Source organism: Dysgonomonadaceae bacterium zrk40, from assembly GCA_016916535.1.
Lineage (GTDB): Bacteria > Bacteroidota > Bacteroidia > Bacteroidales > Dysgonomonadaceae > Proteiniphilum.
The window spans coordinates 792,157-813,684 of the sequence record CP070276.1; the positions used below are offsets into that span (position 1 = coordinate 792,157).

Sequence of the window (21,528 nt, forward strand, 5' to 3'; positions counted from 1 at the left end):
CAATACAAAAAACAGTTTGGTATGGAATTTGTGGATACACTGTTGAAACGTTTCGATGGCGATTCGGAACTCAAAAAAGCGACCCACGCGCTGGTATGTTTCAGCTCTCCCGAAACGGGGAAGAAGCTGGCGCAGCTCACCTATCAGCTGGTGATGACCCGATCGGAGGGTTCTTCAATGGCACTGCTTTACTTCATCAACCCCCAACAGGAGGAGTTCTCGGGGGAGGAGATGAGCAGGCTGCACAGCAAGATCAGTGCAGACTTCACACCGAAGACAGAGCGGGAGAAGATCACCCTCCGCACCTTCATCAGCGATGAGGTGAAGCACATGGAGCAGATTGAAAAGATGATCGAGGAGCAGGGCTCCAACCTCATGATCAGAGGTATCAGCAGCCTTGAACTCTCAATCAGCCAGGTGGAACAGTACAGCCTGCTCAGGCGCGACCCCGCCAATCCGGTACAGAACATCCTGACGCAGTTTCCCGTGAAGGAGGCAGAGATGCTGCAGGAGCTCACCGCAATGATGGGGGAGAACAGGATTCCCACGGCGCTCTTCGTGGACAACAACATGCAAGCCGCCAAAAAGATATTCATGCCCTTGCTCTGCGATTCTGACATCCACCTCTTCACCTATCTCTATCATCTGGCACAGCCCGAAGGAACAGAGATCATGTTATGGGATGCCATCGGCATCACTGACACCGAGCCCAGGATTCAGAAAATATACCAGTACATCGCGAAGAAAAGCGACGGCAAGGTACATCTGTGGGACAACGACCGTAAGATTGAGGAGTCGTTCATCCGCACACAAGACCTGCTCGTGACAGGTGTGGGGGGATGGAGCAGGCTCACAAACACACCGCTGCCCTGGAAGGAACAATTGCCCTCACTCCTGATCATCAAGGACAGCAACAGATAACAAGACAAAAATGGATTCATCCGACACTGTAAAAAAACTGACTTTCATCCGCACAAAGATAGCCAACAGGGAGCTCAAGGAGGCCATTGAGGGCATCCGCGAGCTTGCCGCCGAGCGACAAAGCTGGTCGCTGTCGCAACAGCTCAACGAGCTGGAGAACAACTACCGCTACATGCTCCACTATTTCATGGCAGGCAACAAGGATCCGGAACAAAAGAACATCTACCGCAACCTGATCCGCGATCTCTACACGCTGGCCGATGACACCGCATCTGAGATATTGCTCCGCGAGAGCGGATCCCTCTTCTTCGAGAAGATGCGGTTCATGCAGTTGCATGCACCGATCACCCTCGATGAGCAGAGAGAAGACATCGCCCGCGATGCCGACACCCACTCCTTCATCGGTTTGCTGGAGGAGGGTCCCGAGAAAGAACAACGCCTGCGTGACAACAGATCGTCGTACGAGAAGAGATTGCAGGAGCTCTTCTACACCATTTTTGCATCTCCCCGTGCCGATGCCGAAACAAGTGCGGCTCTCAAACAATTCACGCAGGACGAACGCATGCCGGTAACGGCCAAGCGCCTTTTCGTCTCTGCCCTCACCATGAACCTGCTGCAACTGTTCGACGCCCCCAAGGCGGAGCTGTTGCTCGACCTCTGCAGGGACCCTGAACCGGAGGTGGCCACCCACGCCATCGTAGGTATCATCCCCCTCTTACAGCTCAACAGCGAACGCTGGTCGCTCTATCCCGGCATTGAGAGCCGACTAAAGCTCTTTGCCGACGACAAGGTTTTCAGCCGACGCTTCATGACGGCTGTGACAGGTTACATACAGGCACATGAAACAGAGAAGATCACCCGTCGCCTCACCGAGGAGATCCTGCCCGAGATGATGAAGCTGAGCCCGATGATCGGGAAGAAGATTCGTTTCGATGAGTGGATGGGCGAGAGCGGCCTCGATGAGAAGAACCCCGAGTGGCAGAAGCTGCTCGAAGAGTCCGGCTTGAACGACAAGCTACAGGAGTTCTCCAACCTTCAGATGGAGGGTGCCGACGTCTTCCACTCCACCTTCTCCAACCTGAAGAGCTATCCCTTCTTTCATGAGATGAGCAACTGGTTCCTGCCCTTCGAATCACAACACAGCAGCCTCAACATGCTCTTCAGCGACCGTAAAGAGGACCTGTCGCTCATCAACACCCTCACAAGCAGCTCCATGATGTGCAGTTCCGACAAGTACTCTTTCTGCTTCAGCTTGATGATGATGCCGGAGCAGTTCCGCCACCTGTTGATGTCACAATTGACTGGCCAAGAGGAGGAGTTGCAGAAGTTGAACGAAGAGGAGCAGGTGATGAACCCACACCGGAAAGAGGAGACACTGATCGGGCACTACATCACCGATCTATACCGTTTCTTCAAGCTCTTCCGCCGTCACAACGAGTTCACCGACATCTTCAACCTGCCGCTCAACTATCACGAACTGGAACCGTTTATCCCCGTGGTACGGCAGACGGCAAACCTGGAAAAGATCGCCCTTTACTACTTCGAGAAAAACAACTTCACGGAGGCTCTCAGTGCCTACAGCCTGCTCGCAGAAGACGGAAGCAGCAAGAGTGAAGTGTGGCAGAAGATTGGCTATTGCCGTCAGATGCTAACCGATGTCAGGGGTGCCCTCCAGGCCTATCTCCATGCGGAGCTGCTGGAAGAGGGAAACAGCTGGGTGCTGCATCGCATCGCCTCCTGTTACAGGATGCTCAAAGAACCCGAGTCGGCGCTGACCTATTACCGGCGACTGGAACAGCTGAGACCCGACGACCTCAACCTGCAGCTTCAGATAGGCCACTGCCACCTGGAGCTCAAGCAGTATGAGAAGGCTCTCAACGACTACTTCAAGGTGGAGCTGCTGGACAGCAGCAACACCCGTGCCTGGCGATCCATAGCCTGGTGCGCCTTTCTCTCCCGCAAATTTGACGTGGCGCACAATTACTACGAGCGTATCCTGGCGCAGAAGCCCAATGCACACGACTATCTCAACGCCGGTCATGTGGAGCTCTGCCTGGGGAACAACGGCGATACGGTAACGCTCTACGGCAGGTCGCAGGAACTTGCCGGCAGCCATGATAAGTTTCGCGACATGCTGGCTGAAGATGAGGAGGAGTTGCAGGAGGCCGGGGTCGACACCACCATCCTGCCGGTCATCCTCGACGGGATGCGCTACGGCAAGGAGCTGTGACCCCACAGTGGGAGTAGCTCAGCGATACCAACCATTTTTCACGATCAGCTCATAGGCCTCTACCGGCAGGAAGGCGCGCATATACCTCCCCTGGCGGAGGCTCCTGCGGATGAAGGTGGAGGAGATTTCCAGCAGGGGGGCATCGACCATCTGCACGCTTTCGCGCAGCCCTTCAGGGATCAACACCGTTTCACCCAGTCGCGGGTAAATCAATATGGGGTAACTCGCCAACAGCCTTTCATACTCCTTCCAGAGCGGCAGCTGGTTCCAGTTGTCGCCACCGATGATCAGGGTGAACCGCGTGTCGGGGTGCTGTGCCGTGAGAAAATCGAGGGTGTCTATGGTGTAGGAGGGTCGCGGCAGGTGAAACTCCACATCAGAGACCTTCAGGTGGCGGTAAGGTGCAACGGCGGCGGCGGTCATCTCCAGGCGGCAGCGCTCCTCAAGGAGCTCGCCGGCCTCCTTGAGCGGATTCTGCGGGGTGACCACCAGCCACACCTCGTCGAGGTAGGTGAACTCACACAGGTAGCTCGCCAGCATCAGATGGCCAGCATGAATGGGGTTGAATGAGCCGGAGAAGATGGCGATTTCCTTCTTGTGCATGGTTTTCGTATCGTGTGTTGACAGGCAGGGGTAGCCCGCTGCCTCATTGGCAAAAATAGCAAAAAAAAACCGATGTACCTTTCGCGTACACCGATCTTTTTCTTTCTTTCAGTTTCGAATCAGTTGCTAACTTGATTTCTTGAAAAGGGAGATAATCCACAGCAGCAGCACGGCACCGATCAAAGCGGTCACAAAGCTGGGGATCACGCCGCTGCCGGTGCTGAGACCGAGAAGGCCGAAGACCCATCCGCCGATGACGGAACCGGCGATACCCACCAGTATGTTCACCAGGAGTCCGAAACCTCCGCCTCTCATCAGTTTACCTGCAAGCCATCCGGCAATTGCTCCAATAATAATCCATCCTAACCAACTCATAAGCACTTGTTTTAAAATGTGAATATTCATGTCGTCCCGTTAAAGGGCTCCCTCAATAAACAGCAAGTTGCAATAAATTGTTTAAAATTCAGGTGAGAAATTGAACATCAACTCATCCGGCTCTTGTAATCCTCGTAGCCGAAGCGGCGGTAGAGTTCAAAGCGACCGTCAACCGTCCAGAGACCGATTGAGGGGTGTGTAACCCCGTTGAAGAGGGTCGTTTTCACGATGGTGTAGTGGATCATATCCTCGAAGACAATCCGGTCGCCCACCGCCAGCGGGGCATCGAACGACCAGTCGCCCATGAAGTCGCCGCTCAGGCAACTGTTGCCCCCCATGCGGTAGGTGGGCTTGCCCGCCACCGGCTCCTGGTAGGCACCCCTGATGCGGGGCTTGTAGGGCATCTCAAGGCAGTCGGGCATGTGACAGGCAAAAGAGACGTTGAGCATGGCGGTCTGCACCCCCTCGTTCTCCACGATGTCTGCCACGGTGGCTACCAGCACGCCGGTCTCCCAGGCAAAGGCGCTCCCCGGCTCCAGAATGATCTCCAGGTGGGGATAGCGTGCTTTCAGCCCTGTGAGCAGGCCCACAAGGTGATCGGTGTCGTAATCCTTGTGGGTCATCAGGTGGCCTCCCCCCAGGTTGAGCCATTCGATTTGCCCGAACAGGTGGCCAAACTGCTGCTCCACCACCTCCAGCGTCCGTTCCAGGTCGTAGGAGTTGTTCTCGCAGAGGTTGTGCAGGTGAAGGCCGCTGATCCCCTCGGGAAGCTTCTCCCCTATCAGCGCGGCGGTGACACCCAGCCGCGATCCCGGAGCACTGGGGTTGTAGAGGTCGGTCTCCACCACCGAGAAGCCGGGGTTGATGCGTACGCCGCAGCGTACATCCCTGCCGGAGGCTTTCACCTGCGGATAGAAGCGCTCGTACTGGGAGAGGGAGTTGAAGGTGATGTGGCTGCTGTATCGGAGAAACGTGGGAAACTCCTCATCGGTATAGGAGGGGGCGTAGGTGTGCGCGGGGCTGCCCATCTCCTCGTAGGCGAGCTGTGCCTCCGCCACCGAGCTGGCGGTGGAGTGGCCGATATACTCCCGGATGATAGGGAAGGACTTCCAGAGCGCGAACGCCTTAAAGGCAAGTATGATGCTGACACCGGCACGCTCCTGCACCGTGCGGATGAGCTGCAGGTTGCGCCGCAGCAGCGACTCCTCCATCACATAGCAGGGGGAGGGTATTTGGGTGAGATCGATCATTGTGATTACTTATCATTCATTATATTGTATCGCCCTACATGCACCTTCTCCCAGGGCAACAGCTCCAGGGCGGCTGAGGGCCGTTCTTTCTCTTTCACCCCGAAGGCTACCACGCAGAGCACCTCCAGTGGCATGGGGATACCCAGCAGATCGTTGATGTACTCCCCCGCCGACATCCTGTCGGAATAGGAGCGGTTGCGCACCTGCACCCAGCAGCTGCCCAGTCCCAGCGACTCGGCCTGCAGCTGCATATTGATGGAGGCGATGGAGGCATCCTCTATCCAGGCATCGCTCTCCAGGGGGTTGCCCAGCACCACCACCGCCAGTGCCGCCCCGGCGAGGAGGCTGCCGCTGTTGGGCTTGCAGCGCGACAACGCCTCCAGCATCTCTTTCTCCTCCACGGCGATAAACTCCCAGGAGCGACTGTTCTTCGAGGTGGGTGAGAGCAGCGCCGCCTCCAGCAGGGTGCGCGTCTGATCGGGTGTGAGTAGCTCACCGGTGTACCGGCGGGTGCTGCGTCGGCGTAACAGCAGTTGTTGAAATGGATCCATCGTGACACTCTTTTAAAGATGCAATGATACGAAAAAAGAGCGATATCTCCATCATGGCCCTTGAAAAATAGGACGCCACAAAGCACTATCTATGTAGAACTGTTCTAAATTACAACTATTTTGATTATTTTTGCAGCCAAACAAACGACCCTTTATGTTACAACCTCCCAAGATTAAGATCAGGCCGGTGATGAAGATGGCAGACCTCATCGATGCCAACCCGCATCTGTTGCTCATGCTCCAGCATTTCAACATCGACTTCAGGGTGGGCGACATGACGGTGTGGCAGCTATGCTCCCGCCATGGCATCAGTGAGAACCTCTTCGTCAGCATTGCAAACCTCTACAACGGGTTCGACAGCAAGGGGCATCAACCCTTCACCCAGACCGATCTGCTGCAGGTAATCGACTTCCTCAAGAGCAGTCACGACTTCTACCGCAACGACAAGTACCCCCAGATCAACCACTACATCCGCGAACTGCAGGAGCGGCACCCCATGAGGGAGATGAAGCTGCTGGAGAGGTTCTTCAACGAGTATTTCGCCGAGGTGCTGGAACACCTCGATTATGAGGACAGCACCGCTTTCCCCTACTTCATCACGCTGCTGGAGGAGAGGCAGCAGGAGCGCCACGGCACGCTTTACTCCTCCAAGGAGTATGGCGACCACCACACCGACATCGAGCTGAAACTGCAGGACCTGAAAAACCTGCTGCTGAAATACGTGGAGATGGAGGGCGACCTGGAGCTGCGCCGCAGGCTCCTCTTTGCCCTCTACGAGCTGGAGTTCGATCTCTACATCCACTCGCTGATCGAAGAGAAGATCCTGATACCATCCGGTGTGCGGATAGAAAAGGGGGTCAATGTTTAGTCCGCCCCTCCATATCGCGATCATGGAGCCATCGAAGATCATCTTCGAGGGGCTGCAGACAATCATCTGCCACTCATCGCTCGACTGCCGCGTGAGCCGTCTGGAGCGCCTCGAGGAGCTGACGGAGATGATGGAGCAGACCCCCGTGGAGATCCTGATCGCCAACCCGATGCAGTTTGTCAACCTGGAGAAGGAGGTGAAGAAGCTGCGCAAGTGCTACCCCACCCTGGCCATCGCCGGCATCGACTTTGGCATCATCCACCGCCAGTCGATGCTGACCGACATTTCTTTCACCCTGTACGACACACCCGAACAAATCATCCAATCGCTCCACAAGCTGCAGGAGAAGAGCCGGCAGTCGGACCGGGAGAAGGAGGAGGAGGAGAACCTCTCACCGCGTGAGATCGAGGTGCTCACCTGCCTGGTGAACGGCATGCCCAACAAGGAGATTGCAGACCGGCTGCACATCAGCATCCACACGGTGGTGCGCCACCGCAAGAACATCACCCTCAAGACCGGCATCCGCAGCCAGTCGGGTCTCACCATCTATGCCATCTCAAAAAAGATCGTCTCCATAGAGGATATCGAACTCTGAATGCTCATAAATAACCATTCAACAGACTACAAATACCCACTTAGTGCCATTGTGGTGTTGGGTTGTTCGTTGTATCTTTGCACTGTTTTAACACAAAAAATCGATTCAGACTAAAAATGAAACGAACTACAATGATGCGGATGCTATTCTTACTGATAGCGATAATCCTGCGCATATCCCTCTTTGCGCAGAATCCCCCCACAGACGCCATGTTGTTTGGTGATGTGAAAGTGAAAGGTACAGATGATCATATCCCCTATGCCACCGTCCATGTGAAAGGAACCACCATGGGGACGGCTACCGACGAGACAGGCCATTTCAAGATGACCCACCTGCCCGAGGGTAAGCAGACCATCGTGGCGCAGTTCGTGGGCTTCAAACCACAGGAGCTGGAGGTGGTGATGAAGAAGGGCATCGGCAGGGAGCTATACTTCGAGCTGGAGGAGGATCACTTCAACCTGGAACAGGTGGTGGTGACCGGCACTCGCACACAACATTATGTGAAAAGTGTGCCGGTGCGTACCGAGGTGGTCACCTCGCAGGCCCTGAAGAACAAAAACGCCTGGAACGTCTTCGAAGCACTCGAAGGGGTTCCCGGCATAAGGGTTGAGAACCAGTGCCAATCGTGCAACTTCACCATGGTGCGGATGCAGGGGCTGGGCTCGGAACACACGCAGGTGCTGATCAACGGACAGCCGGTCTACTCGGGACTGGCCAGTGTCTACGGACTGGAGCAGATCGGCACCGGCGATGTAGACCGCATCGAGGTGGTGAAAGGTGCCGGCTCGGCGCTCTACGGCAGCAGTGCCATTGCCGGTGCCATCAACATCATCACCCGGGAACCTTCACCGGTGCCGACGGTGAGCGCCGACATCCAGTTCGGGAGCCACAACACCAACGTCTACAACCTGAATGCCTCCATGCGCAACGAAAAGGGGAACATCGGGCTGAGCCTTTACGCCCAGAAGATCGATCATGGCGTGATCGACGCCACGGGTGAGGGGATGAGCCGTGAAGAGGTGAAGGGTGCCGACGGCATCTCCGATCGCGTGGGATCGAAGCTGCACAACTTGGGGGCATCACTCTTCATTGAGGACCCCCTCTTCGGCAACGACAGGCTGGTACTGCGCGGCAAGGCAATCAACGAAAAGAGAGAGGGAGGGGTGATCACCGGCGACCTATACAAGAACCCCTTCTCCGAGGGGACGGAGAACATCTCCACCGACCGCTACGAGGCGGAGGCCAACTACAGACTCGTATTGGAAAGCGGCACGGAGATCCACTTCAACAACTCCTTCATCAACCACAACCGCAGTGCCACCAACGACTCCTATCTGGGTGATTACCTCGAGACGCACCAGGGCATGTCGCCTGACGTGCAGGAGCTGCGCCCCTACCTAGCGGAGGAGAACTCGCTCATCAGCACCCTCACCCTGGGAAGGCAGCTGGGCAACCACAGCCTGCTGTTCGGACTGCAGCACTACGTGACCAGGATGAACGAATCGGGCATGTATGTGGTGGTAGACGATGAGAGTGAGTGGTATGGCGATTCTTATCAGTCGACAGCCCGCAAGCATGCACACGAGATGGGTGCCTTCCTGCAGGATGAGTGGCGGGCAACAGAGAAGCTGACGGTGGTGCCGGGTTTGCGCATCGACCGTCACAGCTCGGGTGAGGAGTATGCCTCCGACAGGCAGGTGTTCGACAGCGATTTTCCCAAGACATCCTTCAGCAGAGTAAGCATCAACCCGCGGCTGGCGGTGAAGTACCTGGCCGGTGAGCGTCTCACGCTGCGCGCCAATGCCGGCACCGGCTTCCGTGCTCCCTACGGCTTCTCGGAAGACCTGCACCTCTGCAGTGGCTCCCCCCGCGTCTGGAAATCGTCGGAGCTGGAGGCAGAGACCTCCCGCAGCATCAACCTCTCGGGCGACTACTACGGAGATGGCTTCCAGGTGAGCCTCAACCTGTTCCACACCTACCTCAGGAACAAGATCGACTTCACCGACGCCGACGAGCAGGTGAAGAACCTGGGCTACACCTACCAGTGGCGCAACATCGACGACGCGGTGGTGCAAGGCATCGAGATGAGCCTGCAGGTGACACCGCTCAGGGATCTTAACCTGGGTGCCGACTTCGGCCTCAACAGCGGACGCTACCTCAATGTGCGGGAGGAGTGGAAGGAGACCCCCTATGAGAGCGTGAGCAACCGCATCCCCCGCTTCCCCTCCACCACCGGCAGCGTGAAGGCTGAATACACCCCACACAACTGGACCTTCACCCTCTATGGGCTCTACCAGGGCAGCATGCAGATCGACTACTTCAGCGAGGATGCTGCCGGCGCAAAGATCAAAACAACCAATCCCTACATGACCTTCAACGCCAGCATCTCCAAAAGAATAGGCATGATGCGGCTCTACGGCGGCGGCAAGAACATCTTCAGCTACCTGCAGGATGAGAAGCACCTCGATGATGCGGCCTTCCTCTATGCCCCGGTCTATGGTGCCCTCTGGTACGCCGGCATCTCGGTCAACATCTCTCATTGAGCGACACCTGAAAAAGCAACAACCCGCACATCCTCCCGATGCTGCGGGTTTTTTCTGCACAACCTGTTAAACATTTTAACCTTATCATGCGTTTCATCTCTTTAATCGATATCTGACTGTTGATAGTGGGGTGCAAATGTCCAAAAAACACCGGCATTGTTGTTTGGTATCAGAAAAAATCATAGCTTTAGTGCAGTTTCTAAATCAAAATATCAGCACACTGAAAATGCATACCGCCCACAAGAGGTATCTATCTAATAATATGCGAAATAGGTAAATCACATAACCAATAAACAAGATATGAAGGTACATGAATATCAGGCAAAGGAGATGTTTGCCGCCTACGGGCTCCCCGTGGACAGAAGTATCGTATGCCGCTCGGTGGAGGATGCCGTGAAGGCCTACGAGCAGCTCGATGCACAGAAGGTGATCGTGAAGGCACAGGTACACACCGGTGGCCGCGGCAAGGCGGGCGGCGTGAAGCTGGCAGATGGGGAGGCGGAACTGCGCAGACATGCGGCCGACATCCTGGGAATGGATATCAAGGGGTTCACCGTCGACCGTGTCCTGGTGGGCCAGGCGGTGCACATCGACAAGGAGTATTACGTCAGCTACGTCATAGACCGCAGCAGCAAGGCGGCCATCCTGATGCTGAGCCGCGAGGGCGGCATGGACATCGAGGAGGTGGCACGCACCACACCCGAGAAGATCCACAAGTTCGTGATCGACCCCTCCATCGGGGTGCCGGACTACCTGGCACGGGAGGCGGCCTTCACGCTGTTCGACGACATCGCGCTGGTGCGCAAGGCGGCACCGGTCTTCCAGAAGCTCTACAAGCTGTTCGTGGCCAACGATGCCTCTCTGGCGGAGATCAACCCGCTGGTGCTCACCAAGGAGGGGGAGATCATGGCCATCGATGCCAAGATGACCTTCGACGACAACGCCCTCTACCGCCACCCGAAAACGGCTGCACTCAACGAGCCTACCGACGAGGAGAAGAAGGAGCAGAGCGCCAAGAGCAAGGGGTTCAGCTACGTGCACCTGGGCGGCGACATCGGCTGCATGGTGAACGGCGCGGGACTGGCCATGGCCACCATGGACATGATCAAGCTCTACGGCGGCAACCCCGCCAACTTCCTCGACATCGGCGGCAGCTCCAACCCCACCAAGGTGATTGAGGCGATGAAGCTGCTGCTGGGCGACAAAAACGTGAAGGTGGTACTGATCAACATCTTTGGCGGCATCACCCGCTGCGACGATGTGGCTCATGGACTGCTGGAGGCATTCCGCCAGATCAAGACCGAAGTACCCATCGTGATCCGCCTCACAGGCACCAACGAGAAGGAGGGACGCGCCCTGCTGCAGGGCACCCACTTCCATGTGGCCGAGACCATGGGCGAAGCCACTCAGATGGCGGTGCAATTATCGAAATAACAACCAGACCGAACAAATCAGAGATTATGAGCATACTGATAAACAAGCAAAGCCGGCTGATCGTACAGGGGATTACCGGTCGCGACGGAGGGTTTCATGCCTCCAAGATGAAAGCATATGGCACCAACGTGGTGGGGGGCACCTCACCCGGCAAGGGAGGAGAGCTGGCCGACGGCATCCCGGTGTTCAACACGGTGCGGGAAGCGGTGAAGGAAACCGCTGCCGACACCTCGGTGATCTTCGTGCCGGCACCTTTCGCCAAGGATGCGATGATGGAGGCTGCCGACGCCGGCATCAAGCTGGTGGTCTGCATCACCGAGGGGGTACCCACGCTCGACGTCGTGGAGGCCTACAGATACATCCGCCGCAAAGGCGCCAACCTGATTGGTCCCAACTGCCCGGGACTCATCTCGCCGGGCAAGAGCCTGGTGGGAATCATGCCCACCATGATCTTCAAGGAGGGGCGCACCGGCGTGATCAGCCGCAGCGGCACCCTCACCTACGAGGTGGTTTACAACCTCACGACAAAAGGAATGGGACAATCGACCGCCGTGGGCGTGGGTGGTGACCCCGTGGTGGGACTCTACTACCGTGAGCTGCTCGAGATGTTCGAGAACGACCCCGAGACCGACTCCATCGCGCTGATCGGCGAGATCGGCGGCGACGCGGAAGAGCGTGCGGCCGAGTACATCCGCGACCATGTGACCAAGCCTGTGGCGGTATTCATTGCCGGGCAGCAGGCCCCCCCGGGCAAGCAGATGGGTCATGCCGGCGCCATCATCTCCAGCGGTTCGGGCACCGCCGCCGAGAAGATCGCCGCCTTCGAGGCTATCGGCGTGCCGGTGGCCAAGGAGCCGAGCCAGATCCCCGACCTCCTCAGAAGAAGCAGATAAACACATTCATCCGGACCACCATCAAACCAAAGATGTCCCCCCTTCGGAGGGACATTCGCAAGACATGGGCCTCTGCCCCTCCAATAAATTTGGGAGGGGCTTGGGAGAGGCATTGGAGGGGCCTGGGAGGGGCACAAGCCCTGGACTTGCCCAAACCTTGCGTCATCAGTCTGAAAAGCGTACGATCGGGGTGGCAACAGCAAAAAGGCCCTCTTATGGTTTCACATACGAGGGCCTTTCTTTTCGTGCTTCTTCACACTTTCAGGAAGATCCTGTTTTTGTAGAGGAAATAAAGAAAGCCCCACACACACAACAGATAAAAGAGTGCACTGACCAATGGCTGAATCACCTCGGGGGTTATGGCGATGATGGCACCAAACAGAAGCTCTCTCACTTTGTGAAAGTCAATGATTTTATGTTGTACCAGATAAATCGTGATGGAGTTTAAACCAATCACGACAAAATAGAAACTCCATTTCTTGTAACCCAATACGTCGATGATCAGGTAGAAAAGCCCCAGCAAAACCAAGCTGAGCCCACCGGCGAACAACACGAAGGAGCTCGTCCACAGAATCTTATTGATTGGGAAGAGGAGTCCCCAGAGAAGTCCCCCCCCAATTGAAACACCTCCGGCAGCCAATAACCAGAAGCTTTTCCTGATCGGTTTGATTTGCTGCTTTTCTGATTTCAGGAAACGACCGGCTAGAACACCCATCAAGGCAGTTCCCACAGCGGGGATGGTGCTCAGTATCCCCTCGGCCTCGAGGACATTGTCCATGTAGAGGCGTCCGGGCAACAGCAACCTGTCCAAAAAGCCGGAGAGGTTCCCCTCAGGGGTCAGCACCCCGGCTCCATGTCCCGGTACGGGGACGTACAACATCAACAAACAATACCCTGTCAGCAGGGAAAAGAGCCAGATGATCTGTCCCCGGAGGGAGCTGTTCAGGTAGATCATCGCAGCGATGAACCACGCCACACCAATGCGTCCCAGGACGCTGGCAAAACGCATCTGTTCGATCTCAGAAGTGAAGACGCCATTGTATAACATCCCCAGCACAACGAGCAGAAGCATGCGTTTCAGGGCATGCAGATAGATGGCATTTTTGGAGCTACCGTTTTGCAATCTCTTTGAGAATGAATAAGGCATGGATACACCCGCCAGGAAGAGGAACAGCGGAAAAATCATATCATAGAACGCAAAACCGTTCCACTCAACATGTTTCATTTGATTGTTCAACCACTCAAAGAAAGGCCATCCTGTCAATGTTGCCAAGGCATAGACAACTTTCTGCCCCCCGGTAATCCAAAGCATATCGAACCCCCTGAGGGCATCGAGTGAATGCAACCGTTCCGGTTTTCCCGCTACTTGATTGTTCATGATGATTCTCTTTTCAATTTGCCCCACGGGATAGAAGCTGGAGCATTGCTTCAGCATACCTTTTGCCCATCATCCTTTGAGAGGCGGCATCAAAATGAATGAAATCAGGGTTGGAGGTGAGATCACCTGCAGGGACCAGCGCCGCGTTGTGATCTTCCTTGACTACCCGCTCTATGATTGTATTGATTTCGTTCCAGCCCTTGTGCATGGATTCACTTTTCGGGAATGAAGCAAGTTCGCCCACAACGATGGGCAACCGGCTGTCGTCAGAAACAAAACGCATCAGATAAAAGAGCGTCTTCAGGGTGCAGGCATATTGCGGCAGTTTTTCGGGTGTAGCATCACTCTCGCCTTGATGCCAGAGAATGCCCTTTAGGGTTCCATGCTCCTTCGCCAGGTTGATCTTTTCAACCAGGTTGCTGCGCAGGTTGACCCCGTTGAAGGTTGAATCATTCAGCCAGTAACCAATTGAACTACCCCCCACAGCCACAGGCAGCAAGGCAATCACAACATCCTCGTTCACCTCCTCCAGCAGATTTTTCGCGAAGGAGAGCCCCCCATCCAGACCGGTGAGCTTGGGTTGATAGAAATGCAACGGCTCCTTGGCCAGGATCCATTCATTCTGGGCATTGATCGTAAGAACCCGCTCGTGAGCGATCGTATCTTCGGGTGCCACCAATCCTCTGCCGGCCATGTTCGACTGTCCGGCCATGATGAAGATCCAGAGGTTCTTCTTCTCAGGCATCTGTTGCACCGGAACCTGTTGTTTTGGGAAGAACTGGGTGCGTAAATCGGTCGCCATATCTTCTGCATCGAGGTGAAAATGAATCCCCTCCAGGCGCCATCTTTTCTTCATCTCCACAAGCGATTCGCTAAAACGGCTGAACGCTTTACGATCGGCAGGGGTCCACCCTACTTCCGCATAGGCTGCCAAACGGGGAAAAACCTGGTTTTCCATCTGTGCCACGGTGGGGATCCACTCGCTCCACATCTGGGTACCCAGTCCGAGGATCAGGGAGTGATACATGGGGTCCAAGCCTTCCGGGATTGGGTCGAAGTGATATGACCTGGAAAGAGGCAACCGCTCATAGGTATAATCCAGATATGTGTCCCAATGGTTTGAATTCACCACACTGTATCCTTTCTGAACGGCATCACTGATCAGGTTGATGTCTCCTTTCCAGAAATGGACGATGGCAGAGGATGCCAGTTTCTGTTCTACTTTGGTTTCATCATCGCTCCGTTCACCATGGATATCATCGCCCATAATTTCGTTCCATCCCATCATGCGCTTACCGTTGCGGTCGATGAAGTTTGAAATCAGGTTGGTGAAATAGATCTGCAAGTCAACCGGTGAGTACAGATCGTTGGCACGCATGAACTGTTGCACTTTTTCAGACCTCTCCCAAGGGCCGAAGTTCACCTCATCCCCCCCAATGTGGATGATATCACCCGGAAAGAGCGCCATCACCTCTTCCAACACATCCTGCAGGAACTGCACCACCCTTGGATCGGAAATATTGAAAGAATCCTCCATCTTCCCAAAGATCACCGAGACATCGGTTGTGGTGCCCATAGATCCCAGCCAGGGGTAGGCTGCGATGGCCGCCATAGCGTGGCCCGGCATCTCTATTTCGGGTACGATGGTGATGTGCCTGTCGGCAGCATATTGAATGATCTCTTTGATCTCCTCCTGTGTATAAAAACCTTCGTGGGGCACTCCCGTTCTGCCTTCACTGCGTCGGGCCGTTTGCGTATCTTTTCTTTTTGCACCCACCTGGGTAAGAAGGGGATACTTTTTAATCTCAATGCGCCAACCCTGATCGTCCGTCAAGTGCCAGTGAAAGGTGTTCATCTTCAAGCGGGCCAACTCATCCAGCATTTTATAGATTGTTTCTTTACCCTTAAAGTGTCGCGCTTCATCGAGCATGAACGATCGCCATGGAAATCGCGGTTGATCAACAATCTCCACCCTGGCAATCTCTACCGCGTTTCGGCTTGATGATTCAAAATCGACCGGCAACAGTTGCCTGAGCGTCTGTATCCCATAAAAAATACCTGCAGGAGTAGCCGCACGGATGAGGATATCTTCACTGCCGGTTGAAAGCAGATACCCCTCCTCCCCCAATTGAGAGATAGAGGCATCATCGAGCTGCAGCTCGATTGTGGTGCAGGGGATGCCCTGGGGAGCGTTGTTGCTGAACCCTTTCTTCAGAATGTCAGCCAGGTAATTCGCCTCAAACCTGATCGCATCGGCAGCCTCGATGGTGAAGTTAGCCGACAAGGTGAGGTGCCCCTCCCCGGGGGTGATCTGGGCAGGATAAGGGATGATCTGAACCGGTGCAGACGGGGAGGCAAAAAGTATGACCGAGAGAAAAAGGAATATGAGCGTAAACTGTTTCATTTGCAATTATTTTTTACTTACTGCGACCATTCTGTGGTAGGTCTCCACAAGATCCAAGCGGCGAAACTGATTTTGTGCTTCAATTTCACGGTCGTGCAGAAACCCTTTTTGAAGCTTGCAAAACCGGTCGTCCAGCTCTTTTGAATGACGGATCAACGCTTCCATTTGGGGAAGAAGCTCTTTCGCGAGGTCGCGGTTGAAAGTGTCACTGTTGTATATCGCCTTCATCTCTTTGAATTCCAGATAGAACGCACGCAGGTCGATCATCAGCAAGAAGTGTGCGAACTCTTTCAGGTTGCTTTTCGGGGTCAACTGGTAGAGGATCGACCTGGCTTTAGCCGTTTCCTGCTGTAGATCGGCGATTGAGAGGCTCGTCACCGGTTTGCCTTCGCGAATCAACTCCTGAGGGATGAACAACGCCTCCTTGAATCGTTGGCTTTCTTCGCTGGAAAATCCGAACCTGTCAGATGCGTATTGCACGATGAATTCTTCCGGCTGAAGGGGTTCACGCTGTTTCAACGCTTCGGCATAGGAGGCAACCAGTATGCGAAAACCGGATAAAGGATAGTTGTTGCGTATCTGCAACATATCCATCACCTCGTAATTGACATCCCAGGTAAACCCGTACAAGCCGGATGTGGACCAGGAGGTCATCACCATCCCCGTATACCCGGCTTTGCGGGCATAGGGAATGAAATCCCGCTGGTTGTTGAAATGCTTTTCCCATTCGGTCAGATACCAGTTATCGGGATGGCTGCGAATGGCAGGTGACCCCCAGAATTGCAAGCCCTGATTTTGCAGCGCACCGATATCACCGAAGTGATCAGTCTTCCACCCGTAATTCCAATCGATGAAGATGGTCTCCTTGGGCAGTTCGCCTGCCGCATCGGGATGTTTGAGCAGGATATCGGCCCACATCACAGGTGTCTTGCCCATTTCAATGATGATGCCCGTGATCATCTTCATGTAATCGACGAACAACTTCGATTTCCCCTCTTTTGCGGCTTTCAGCGAACAATCGGCACAATGTCCGAGCAGATAGGTCTCATCCCCGCCGATATGAATGTATTGGGAGGGGTGCAAAGAGGCCATGTCGCGGAACAGCTCAGCAAACAGGAGGCTGTCGCCTTCAGTTTCGAGCGGACATATCTGCGAGATATCCTTCCTGTCTTCTTTGAGTTGAGCGTATCGCTCATTCCGCAAGATATACTCCACATGGCCAAAGCACTGTTGCAGGGGAATCACATCGATCCCCAGTGTGTTGCAATGGGCGATGAACTGCTTCACCTCATCGCGGGTATAGGCATATTGGTTGGAAATCACAGCATGATGCTGGTAGGGATAAGAGGCTTCCCATTCCATCACGAGGGTGTTGATACCGAAGTCGGCCAATTCCGTTGCAAAGGCATGCAGCGCCTCTGGGGTCATCACCTGAATGCGCAGATCGAGGTGAAATCCTTTCACATCGAAATCTTTGTGTTGTGCAGCTACACCGGATGGCTGTAATGCAAAAAACAGCAAGATCACAAAGAGTGTTTGGATGTTCAAATGGTGTGTATGTCTCATATTATTGTATGATTTCAAAGGGTTTGTCTGTTTGTTTGCCAAAAGCGGAGAATGGCACCCCTTTTTCATTGGCAAACAACAGGTGAACAGCTTGCTGATGCTTTGTTTTCAGCTGCAGGGCGGCTCCCTTGTCGGAGATGAATTTTTGCAGCATCACCTCCTGCTCATCCTGAGGGGTGAAAAGCATGAAGGAATGGAGGTCACCATCAGCCTTTATGGTATAAGTTGCCATGGGAGCTCTTTCCGTTTTCCCCTTCACGGCGATCAGTCCCTCACTGATTTGAAGATTGTCTACAAGGGTCAGATCTGCAGGAATACAGTGCATGGCTTCCTTGTTGTGGAGTGTGAGAATCTTCTCTCTGCTTACGGAGACATCGGTCCGGTCGAAGTGAAACAGGATCTCGTAGTCATGGCTCCCTACAGCCTTGAAATAATCGTAGAGCACCAGGTATTTTTGGTGCACCAACACCAGTGAGCGGAACCATTCTACCGATCCGTTCACCTCTTCCGATGCAGGGGAATGCATTCGGAGAAAGGTGTAGTCATGCTGTTGCTCAAAATCAACAATCTTGTTGTCGGTTTCTCTCTTGGCAGCCCAGAGGATGTCGGCAGAGGTGGCCGCATCTGATTTCCCGTCAATGATCACCGTGTTGTGTGCCTTCGTAGTCCGGTACCAGGACACAAGAAGGGGGTCATCGTAATTGCAGCAACCGCTGTCGCGCAACAAGGGCCTCCCTTTGTACCAGAAGTTGAAGGCGAGACGTCCGGCATGCATATGCGCACCGATAGACTTTGCAGGGTTGGCCAGCAGATACCAGTCCGCATCATCCCTGACAATCCCGATCTGTGTCTCTGCGAATAACTTGCTTCGGTTTTTTTGAGAAATGGGTTGTGAAAGGAGCGTCGAGAGTGTTGCGACAATCGGTGTTACAGGCATCTCGTAAGAATCATTCACCACAGGCATCGTATCATCGGGTTGTTTCACCATGAGAAGGTATTCCCGCATCTTATAGAGCAGCGATTCAATGCCGGCAGGAAGAGCGATGTTGTTTGCTGTGCAAAGGAGGTACGCATCTCTGAAGATATGAGCTTCAAAGGGATAATAACCAAACATCTGCTCCACGTTGCCCCCATCGGGGTAAAATGCATGGCGGATGTGGTGCTCCAGGATTCTTTGTGCCGTAGAGAGCAGTTCCCCGGCATGGGGCATGCCGGGAAAGAGTGCTCCCACATACAACATTGCCAGCGCACCGTGTGCCTGATGATTGAATTCGTTCAGTTTCTGTTCGCCGAAGTGTTCGAGTAGCACGGAGGAGTGGTTCTGCAGGATATCGGCGATGAACTCTTTATCGTTGCGGGAGAGTTGATCTTCCCCTAAGAAGTAGAGCCATGAGAGGTGGATGCAGCGCCATGCAATCTGCATGTCCGTCCAGTTGTATCTCGTTTTGCCATCTTGCGCTAGTTGAGAATTCTCACGGTACCATAAACGTGTGAATGAAAGCGCATAATCGAGATAATGTTTCTCTTTTGTGAGGTAATAGATTCTGGCAAAACTGGGAATGAAATACAAACGGGCAAGCCAGACACTCTTTTCGAGCTCAAGTTTTTCAAACCGGACCCAATCAATGGGATCGCCATAGACCTGTTGTAGTATTCCGTTTTGAATTTTCTCCACAATCAGAGCATCCTCTTCCGTGTTGAGAATCTCCATCTGGATGAATTTGCCACCCTGATCTTTTGGGATGTAATCGCCCACATCATACTGTCTCAGGTAATGGGTAAACGGAAAGGTACCGGTTTTGTCGCAGAGGTTGTGATCGGCGTTGATCAGATTCTCCTGATGAGGTACAAAAGGATATGCCTTATGGCTTAAGGCATATCCCATTGATCCGGTAAAAATAGTTTTTAAAAATGATCTTTTATCCATAATTTATTGACTCAGAAAGACAACATCATCCACCACGTGTAGGGTGCCATTGGTAGCTTCCAGGTTAGAGGTGATGATGGTCCACTGTTTCTTTGTTCCCTGGTTGATCAGCCCCTGATAATTGGTGCTTCGTGAAAGATACATGACACTACCGTTTTCTGTTTGGTAGGCAATTGGTTCATTCGGGTTCTTGAATTCGTCCGGGTTGGAGAAGTTTACTTTCCCCTTCACCAGATGATACTTCAGTGCACTTTGCAGTTGCTCCACCGGAATCTCCTGAACGGAAGCATACTTGTTGGCGGTGAGATATTTTTTCCAGGCATTGTTTCTGGGCAAAATGTAGGTGTATCCCTTCTCCTGGGAGTAATAATCCTGCATCTCAGCCCTGGTGATCGCTTCAGCCATTGTAGACATGATATCGCTCCTCTCCTGAATAAACTCCCACGCTGTCATATTCAAATTGGGGTTGGTGGGGCTGGGTTGGTACTCGAAGTTGTCTTGAATTTCACAACGGGTGAAAACAGTGATCAACAAGATTGTCATCATTGCCAACCTTATGTGAATGTTGGGTTGTATTTTTTTCATTGGTTCCACGGTTTAAATCTGTTAATTGTAATAGTCGTTTTGCACCAGGTTGGGATTCTTCCGCAAACTGTTGATAGAGATGGGCCATACCAAGTTTCGTTCGTCACTGAGACCGTTGATGGGTTGCATAGTAGCAATAGCTTTACCGGTACGCACCAGGTCAAACCAGCGGTGTCCTTCAAAGCAGAGTTCAATGGAACGCTCATGCAAGATGGCCGTTTCGAGGTCACCATACATCGCTTCTGCAGCGGCAACTGTTTCAAATTCAACCAATCCGGCGCGTCTCCTGATGGTGTTAAGCAACCCAAGAGCTACGAGTTGGTTCTGTTCGCCCCCTTTTTTGTTGAAGGCCTCGGCACGCAACAGCATGATATCTGCCAGACGCATCAACACGATGTTTTGTTTTGAAGGGGTGGGATCTTCGTCGTTGAGGCCCCTGCCCAGAAACTTCCAGATGGCCTTCGGATCGGTCAAGGTCACGTCATAGACATAGTCTATTCTTTTGTCCCCCTCCTCGTAAGAGGATTTGAACTTCTCCGAAGGGGTGAAGATCGCGTAAGAACCAATGGCGTATAATACACGCAGTGAGTTGGTTTCATTTTCATCGTAAGCTACCTCAAATATCGATTCAGCGGAGTAGCTGTTGGTGAAGATCTTACCCCAATCATCCATGTTTGTCACCAGTGCATAAAGCGGGTTGTTCAACACCAGTGAAGATGATCCAATGGCTTCGTCATACTTATGCTGCCACATGTAAACATGAGTGAGCAGTGCATTCGCAGATCCCTTTGTAAACATAATCCTGTCGCGGTCATTTCCGAACTTCTCACGACAGTTCTGTGCGGCATAGGTCAAATCTTCTTCAATGGCTGCAAGCACCAGTTGCTTGTCGGTTCTGGAGATGAAAATATCCTGTTCAATGGATTGATAGGGCTCGAGGATCAGTGGTACATCTCCCCATATTCTCACCAGATAGAAGTATGCCAGGGCTCTGAGCGCACGGGCCTCTCCCACAAGCTGTGTGCCTGTTTCGTTGTCCTCTTCAAAGATCTCAGGAATGTACTTGATGGCATAATTGGCCCGGTTGATCATGTCATAGAGCGACCCCCAATAGGCAGAAGCAATTGATTCGTCCAGGTTGTTCTGCAACAACTGCAAACCTTCACCCGACTGGGCAGTCTGAACATTGTCTGCCCTTCCTTCACCCCAATAGGCGAAGTTGGTTCTGAAAACCGACTGGGCTGCATCGTAAATGCCGTAAACTCCTGCCTGTGCATCGCTTGTAGTCTTGTAAAATCCGTCAGCCGAGAAGCTGCTTATAGGCTCCTTGTCAAGCAGATCACTACAAGAAAAGAACGAAATGGCAAGGATGATGAGCCCTATAAATTTGAAACTTTTCATAGTT

17 protein-coding genes are annotated in these 21,528 nt (G+C 53.6%); 7 read left to right on the forward strand and 10 right to left on the reverse strand.

Going from position 1 to position 21,528, the window contains the following annotated elements:
* The first annotated feature begins 21 nt into the window (after nucleotides 1-21).
* Entirely contained in the window at nucleotides 22-921 is a 900-nt protein-coding gene (locus tag JS578_03495) for a hypothetical protein (protein ID QRX64329.1), read from the forward strand.
* 10 nt (nucleotides 922-931) lie between these two features.
* The gene (locus tag JS578_03500) at nucleotides 932-3,151 is read left to right on the forward strand and encodes a tetratricopeptide repeat protein (protein ID QRX64330.1); all 2,220 of its coding nucleotides are present in this window, start codon (nucleotides 932-934) and stop codon (nucleotides 3,149-3,151) included.
* A gap of 18 nt (nucleotides 3,152-3,169) precedes the next feature.
* On the opposite strand, the gene JS578_03505 is transcribed toward JS578_03500, so the two are convergent.
* The 4 genes from JS578_03505 to JS578_03520 form a co-directional block, all read right to left on the reverse strand.
* On the reverse strand, nucleotides 3,170-3,754 hold the full coding sequence (locus JS578_03505; GenBank protein QRX64331.1) for a nicotinate-nucleotide adenylyltransferase: 585 nt from the start codon (nucleotides 3,752-3,754) through the stop codon (nucleotides 3,170-3,172).
* A gap of 126 nt (nucleotides 3,755-3,880) precedes the next feature.
* Nucleotides 3,881-4,129 carry a GlsB/YeaQ/YmgE family stress response membrane protein gene (locus tag JS578_03510; GenBank protein ID QRX64332.1) on the reverse strand — a complete coding sequence of 83 codons (249 nt, stop codon included), beginning with the start codon at nucleotides 4,127-4,129 and terminating at the stop codon, nucleotides 3,881-3,883.
* Between the two features lie 107 nt (nucleotides 4,130-4,236).
* Nucleotides 4,237-5,379, reverse strand: a complete 1,143-nt coding sequence (gene nspC, locus JS578_03515) for a carboxynorspermidine decarboxylase (protein ID QRX64333.1) — start codon at nucleotides 5,377-5,379, stop codon at nucleotides 4,237-4,239.
* Between the two features lie 5 nt (nucleotides 5,380-5,384).
* On the reverse strand, nucleotides 5,385-5,930 hold the full coding sequence (locus JS578_03520; GenBank protein ID QRX64334.1) for a nitroreductase family protein: 546 nt from the start codon (nucleotides 5,928-5,930) through the stop codon (nucleotides 5,385-5,387).
* Between the two features lie 154 nt (nucleotides 5,931-6,084).
* Between JS578_03520 and JS578_03525 the strand changes: the two genes are divergently transcribed.
* The 5 genes from JS578_03525 to sucD all read left to right on the forward strand — a co-directional run bounded on the left by JS578_03525 (nucleotide 6,085) and on the right by sucD (nucleotide 12,263).
* A complete protein-coding gene (locus JS578_03525; protein QRX64335.1) occupies nucleotides 6,085-6,798 on the forward strand; it encodes a hypothetical protein in 714 nt (237 codons plus the stop codon).
* On the forward strand, nucleotides 6,791-7,393 hold the full coding sequence (locus JS578_03530; protein ID QRX64336.1) for a response regulator transcription factor: 603 nt from the start codon (nucleotides 6,791-6,793) through the stop codon (nucleotides 7,391-7,393). Before JS578_03525 ends, JS578_03530 begins: the two co-directional genes overlap by 8 nt.
* Nucleotides 7,394-7,524: 131 nt before the next feature.
* Nucleotides 7,525-9,936: a TonB-dependent receptor gene (locus JS578_03535; protein QRX64901.1), complete on the forward strand. Its 2,412-nt coding sequence runs from the start codon at nucleotides 7,525-7,527 to the stop codon at nucleotides 9,934-9,936.
* Nucleotides 9,937-10,236: 300 nt separating this feature from the next.
* Nucleotides 10,237-11,370 (forward strand): ADP-forming succinate--CoA ligase subunit beta, encoded by a 1,134-nt coding sequence (gene sucC, locus JS578_03540; protein ID QRX64337.1) that lies wholly within the window; start codon nucleotides 10,237-10,239, stop codon nucleotides 11,368-11,370.
* 26 nt (nucleotides 11,371-11,396) lie between these two features.
* Entirely contained in the window at nucleotides 11,397-12,263 is an 867-nt protein-coding gene (gene sucD / locus JS578_03545) for a succinate--CoA ligase subunit alpha (GenBank protein ID QRX64338.1), read from the forward strand.
* 253 nt (nucleotides 12,264-12,516) lie between these two features.
* Here the strand turns inward: sucD and JS578_03550 are convergent, their stop codons facing one another.
* From JS578_03550 to JS578_03575, 6 genes are read right to left on the reverse strand one after another with little or no spacing between them, the layout of a single operon-like run.
* Nucleotides 12,517-13,641 (reverse strand): DUF5009 domain-containing protein, encoded by a 1,125-nt coding sequence (locus JS578_03550; protein QRX64339.1) that lies wholly within the window; start codon nucleotides 13,639-13,641, stop codon nucleotides 12,517-12,519.
* 13 nt (nucleotides 13,642-13,654) lie between these two features.
* A complete protein-coding gene (locus JS578_03555) occupies nucleotides 13,655-16,045 on the reverse strand; it encodes a family 20 glycosylhydrolase (GenBank protein QRX64340.1) in 2,391 nt (796 codons plus the stop codon).
* A gap of 6 nt (nucleotides 16,046-16,051) precedes the next feature.
* Nucleotides 16,052-17,611, reverse strand: a complete 1,560-nt coding sequence (locus tag JS578_03560) for a family 20 glycosylhydrolase (protein QRX64341.1) — start codon at nucleotides 17,609-17,611, stop codon at nucleotides 16,052-16,054.
* Between the two features lies 1 nt (nucleotide 17,612).
* On the reverse strand, nucleotides 17,613-19,496 hold the full coding sequence (locus tag JS578_03565; protein QRX64342.1) for an alginate lyase family protein: 1,884 nt from the start codon (nucleotides 19,494-19,496) through the stop codon (nucleotides 17,613-17,615).
* Nucleotides 19,497-19,541: 45 nt separating this feature from the next.
* Nucleotides 19,542-20,123 (reverse strand): fasciclin domain-containing protein, encoded by a 582-nt coding sequence (locus tag JS578_03570; protein QRX64343.1) that lies wholly within the window; start codon nucleotides 20,121-20,123, stop codon nucleotides 19,542-19,544.
* 21 nt (nucleotides 20,124-20,144) lie between these two features.
* Entirely contained in the window at nucleotides 20,145-21,524 is a 1,380-nt protein-coding gene (locus JS578_03575; protein QRX64344.1) for a RagB/SusD family nutrient uptake outer membrane protein, read from the reverse strand.
* Nucleotides 21,525-21,528 lie beyond the last annotated feature (4 nt).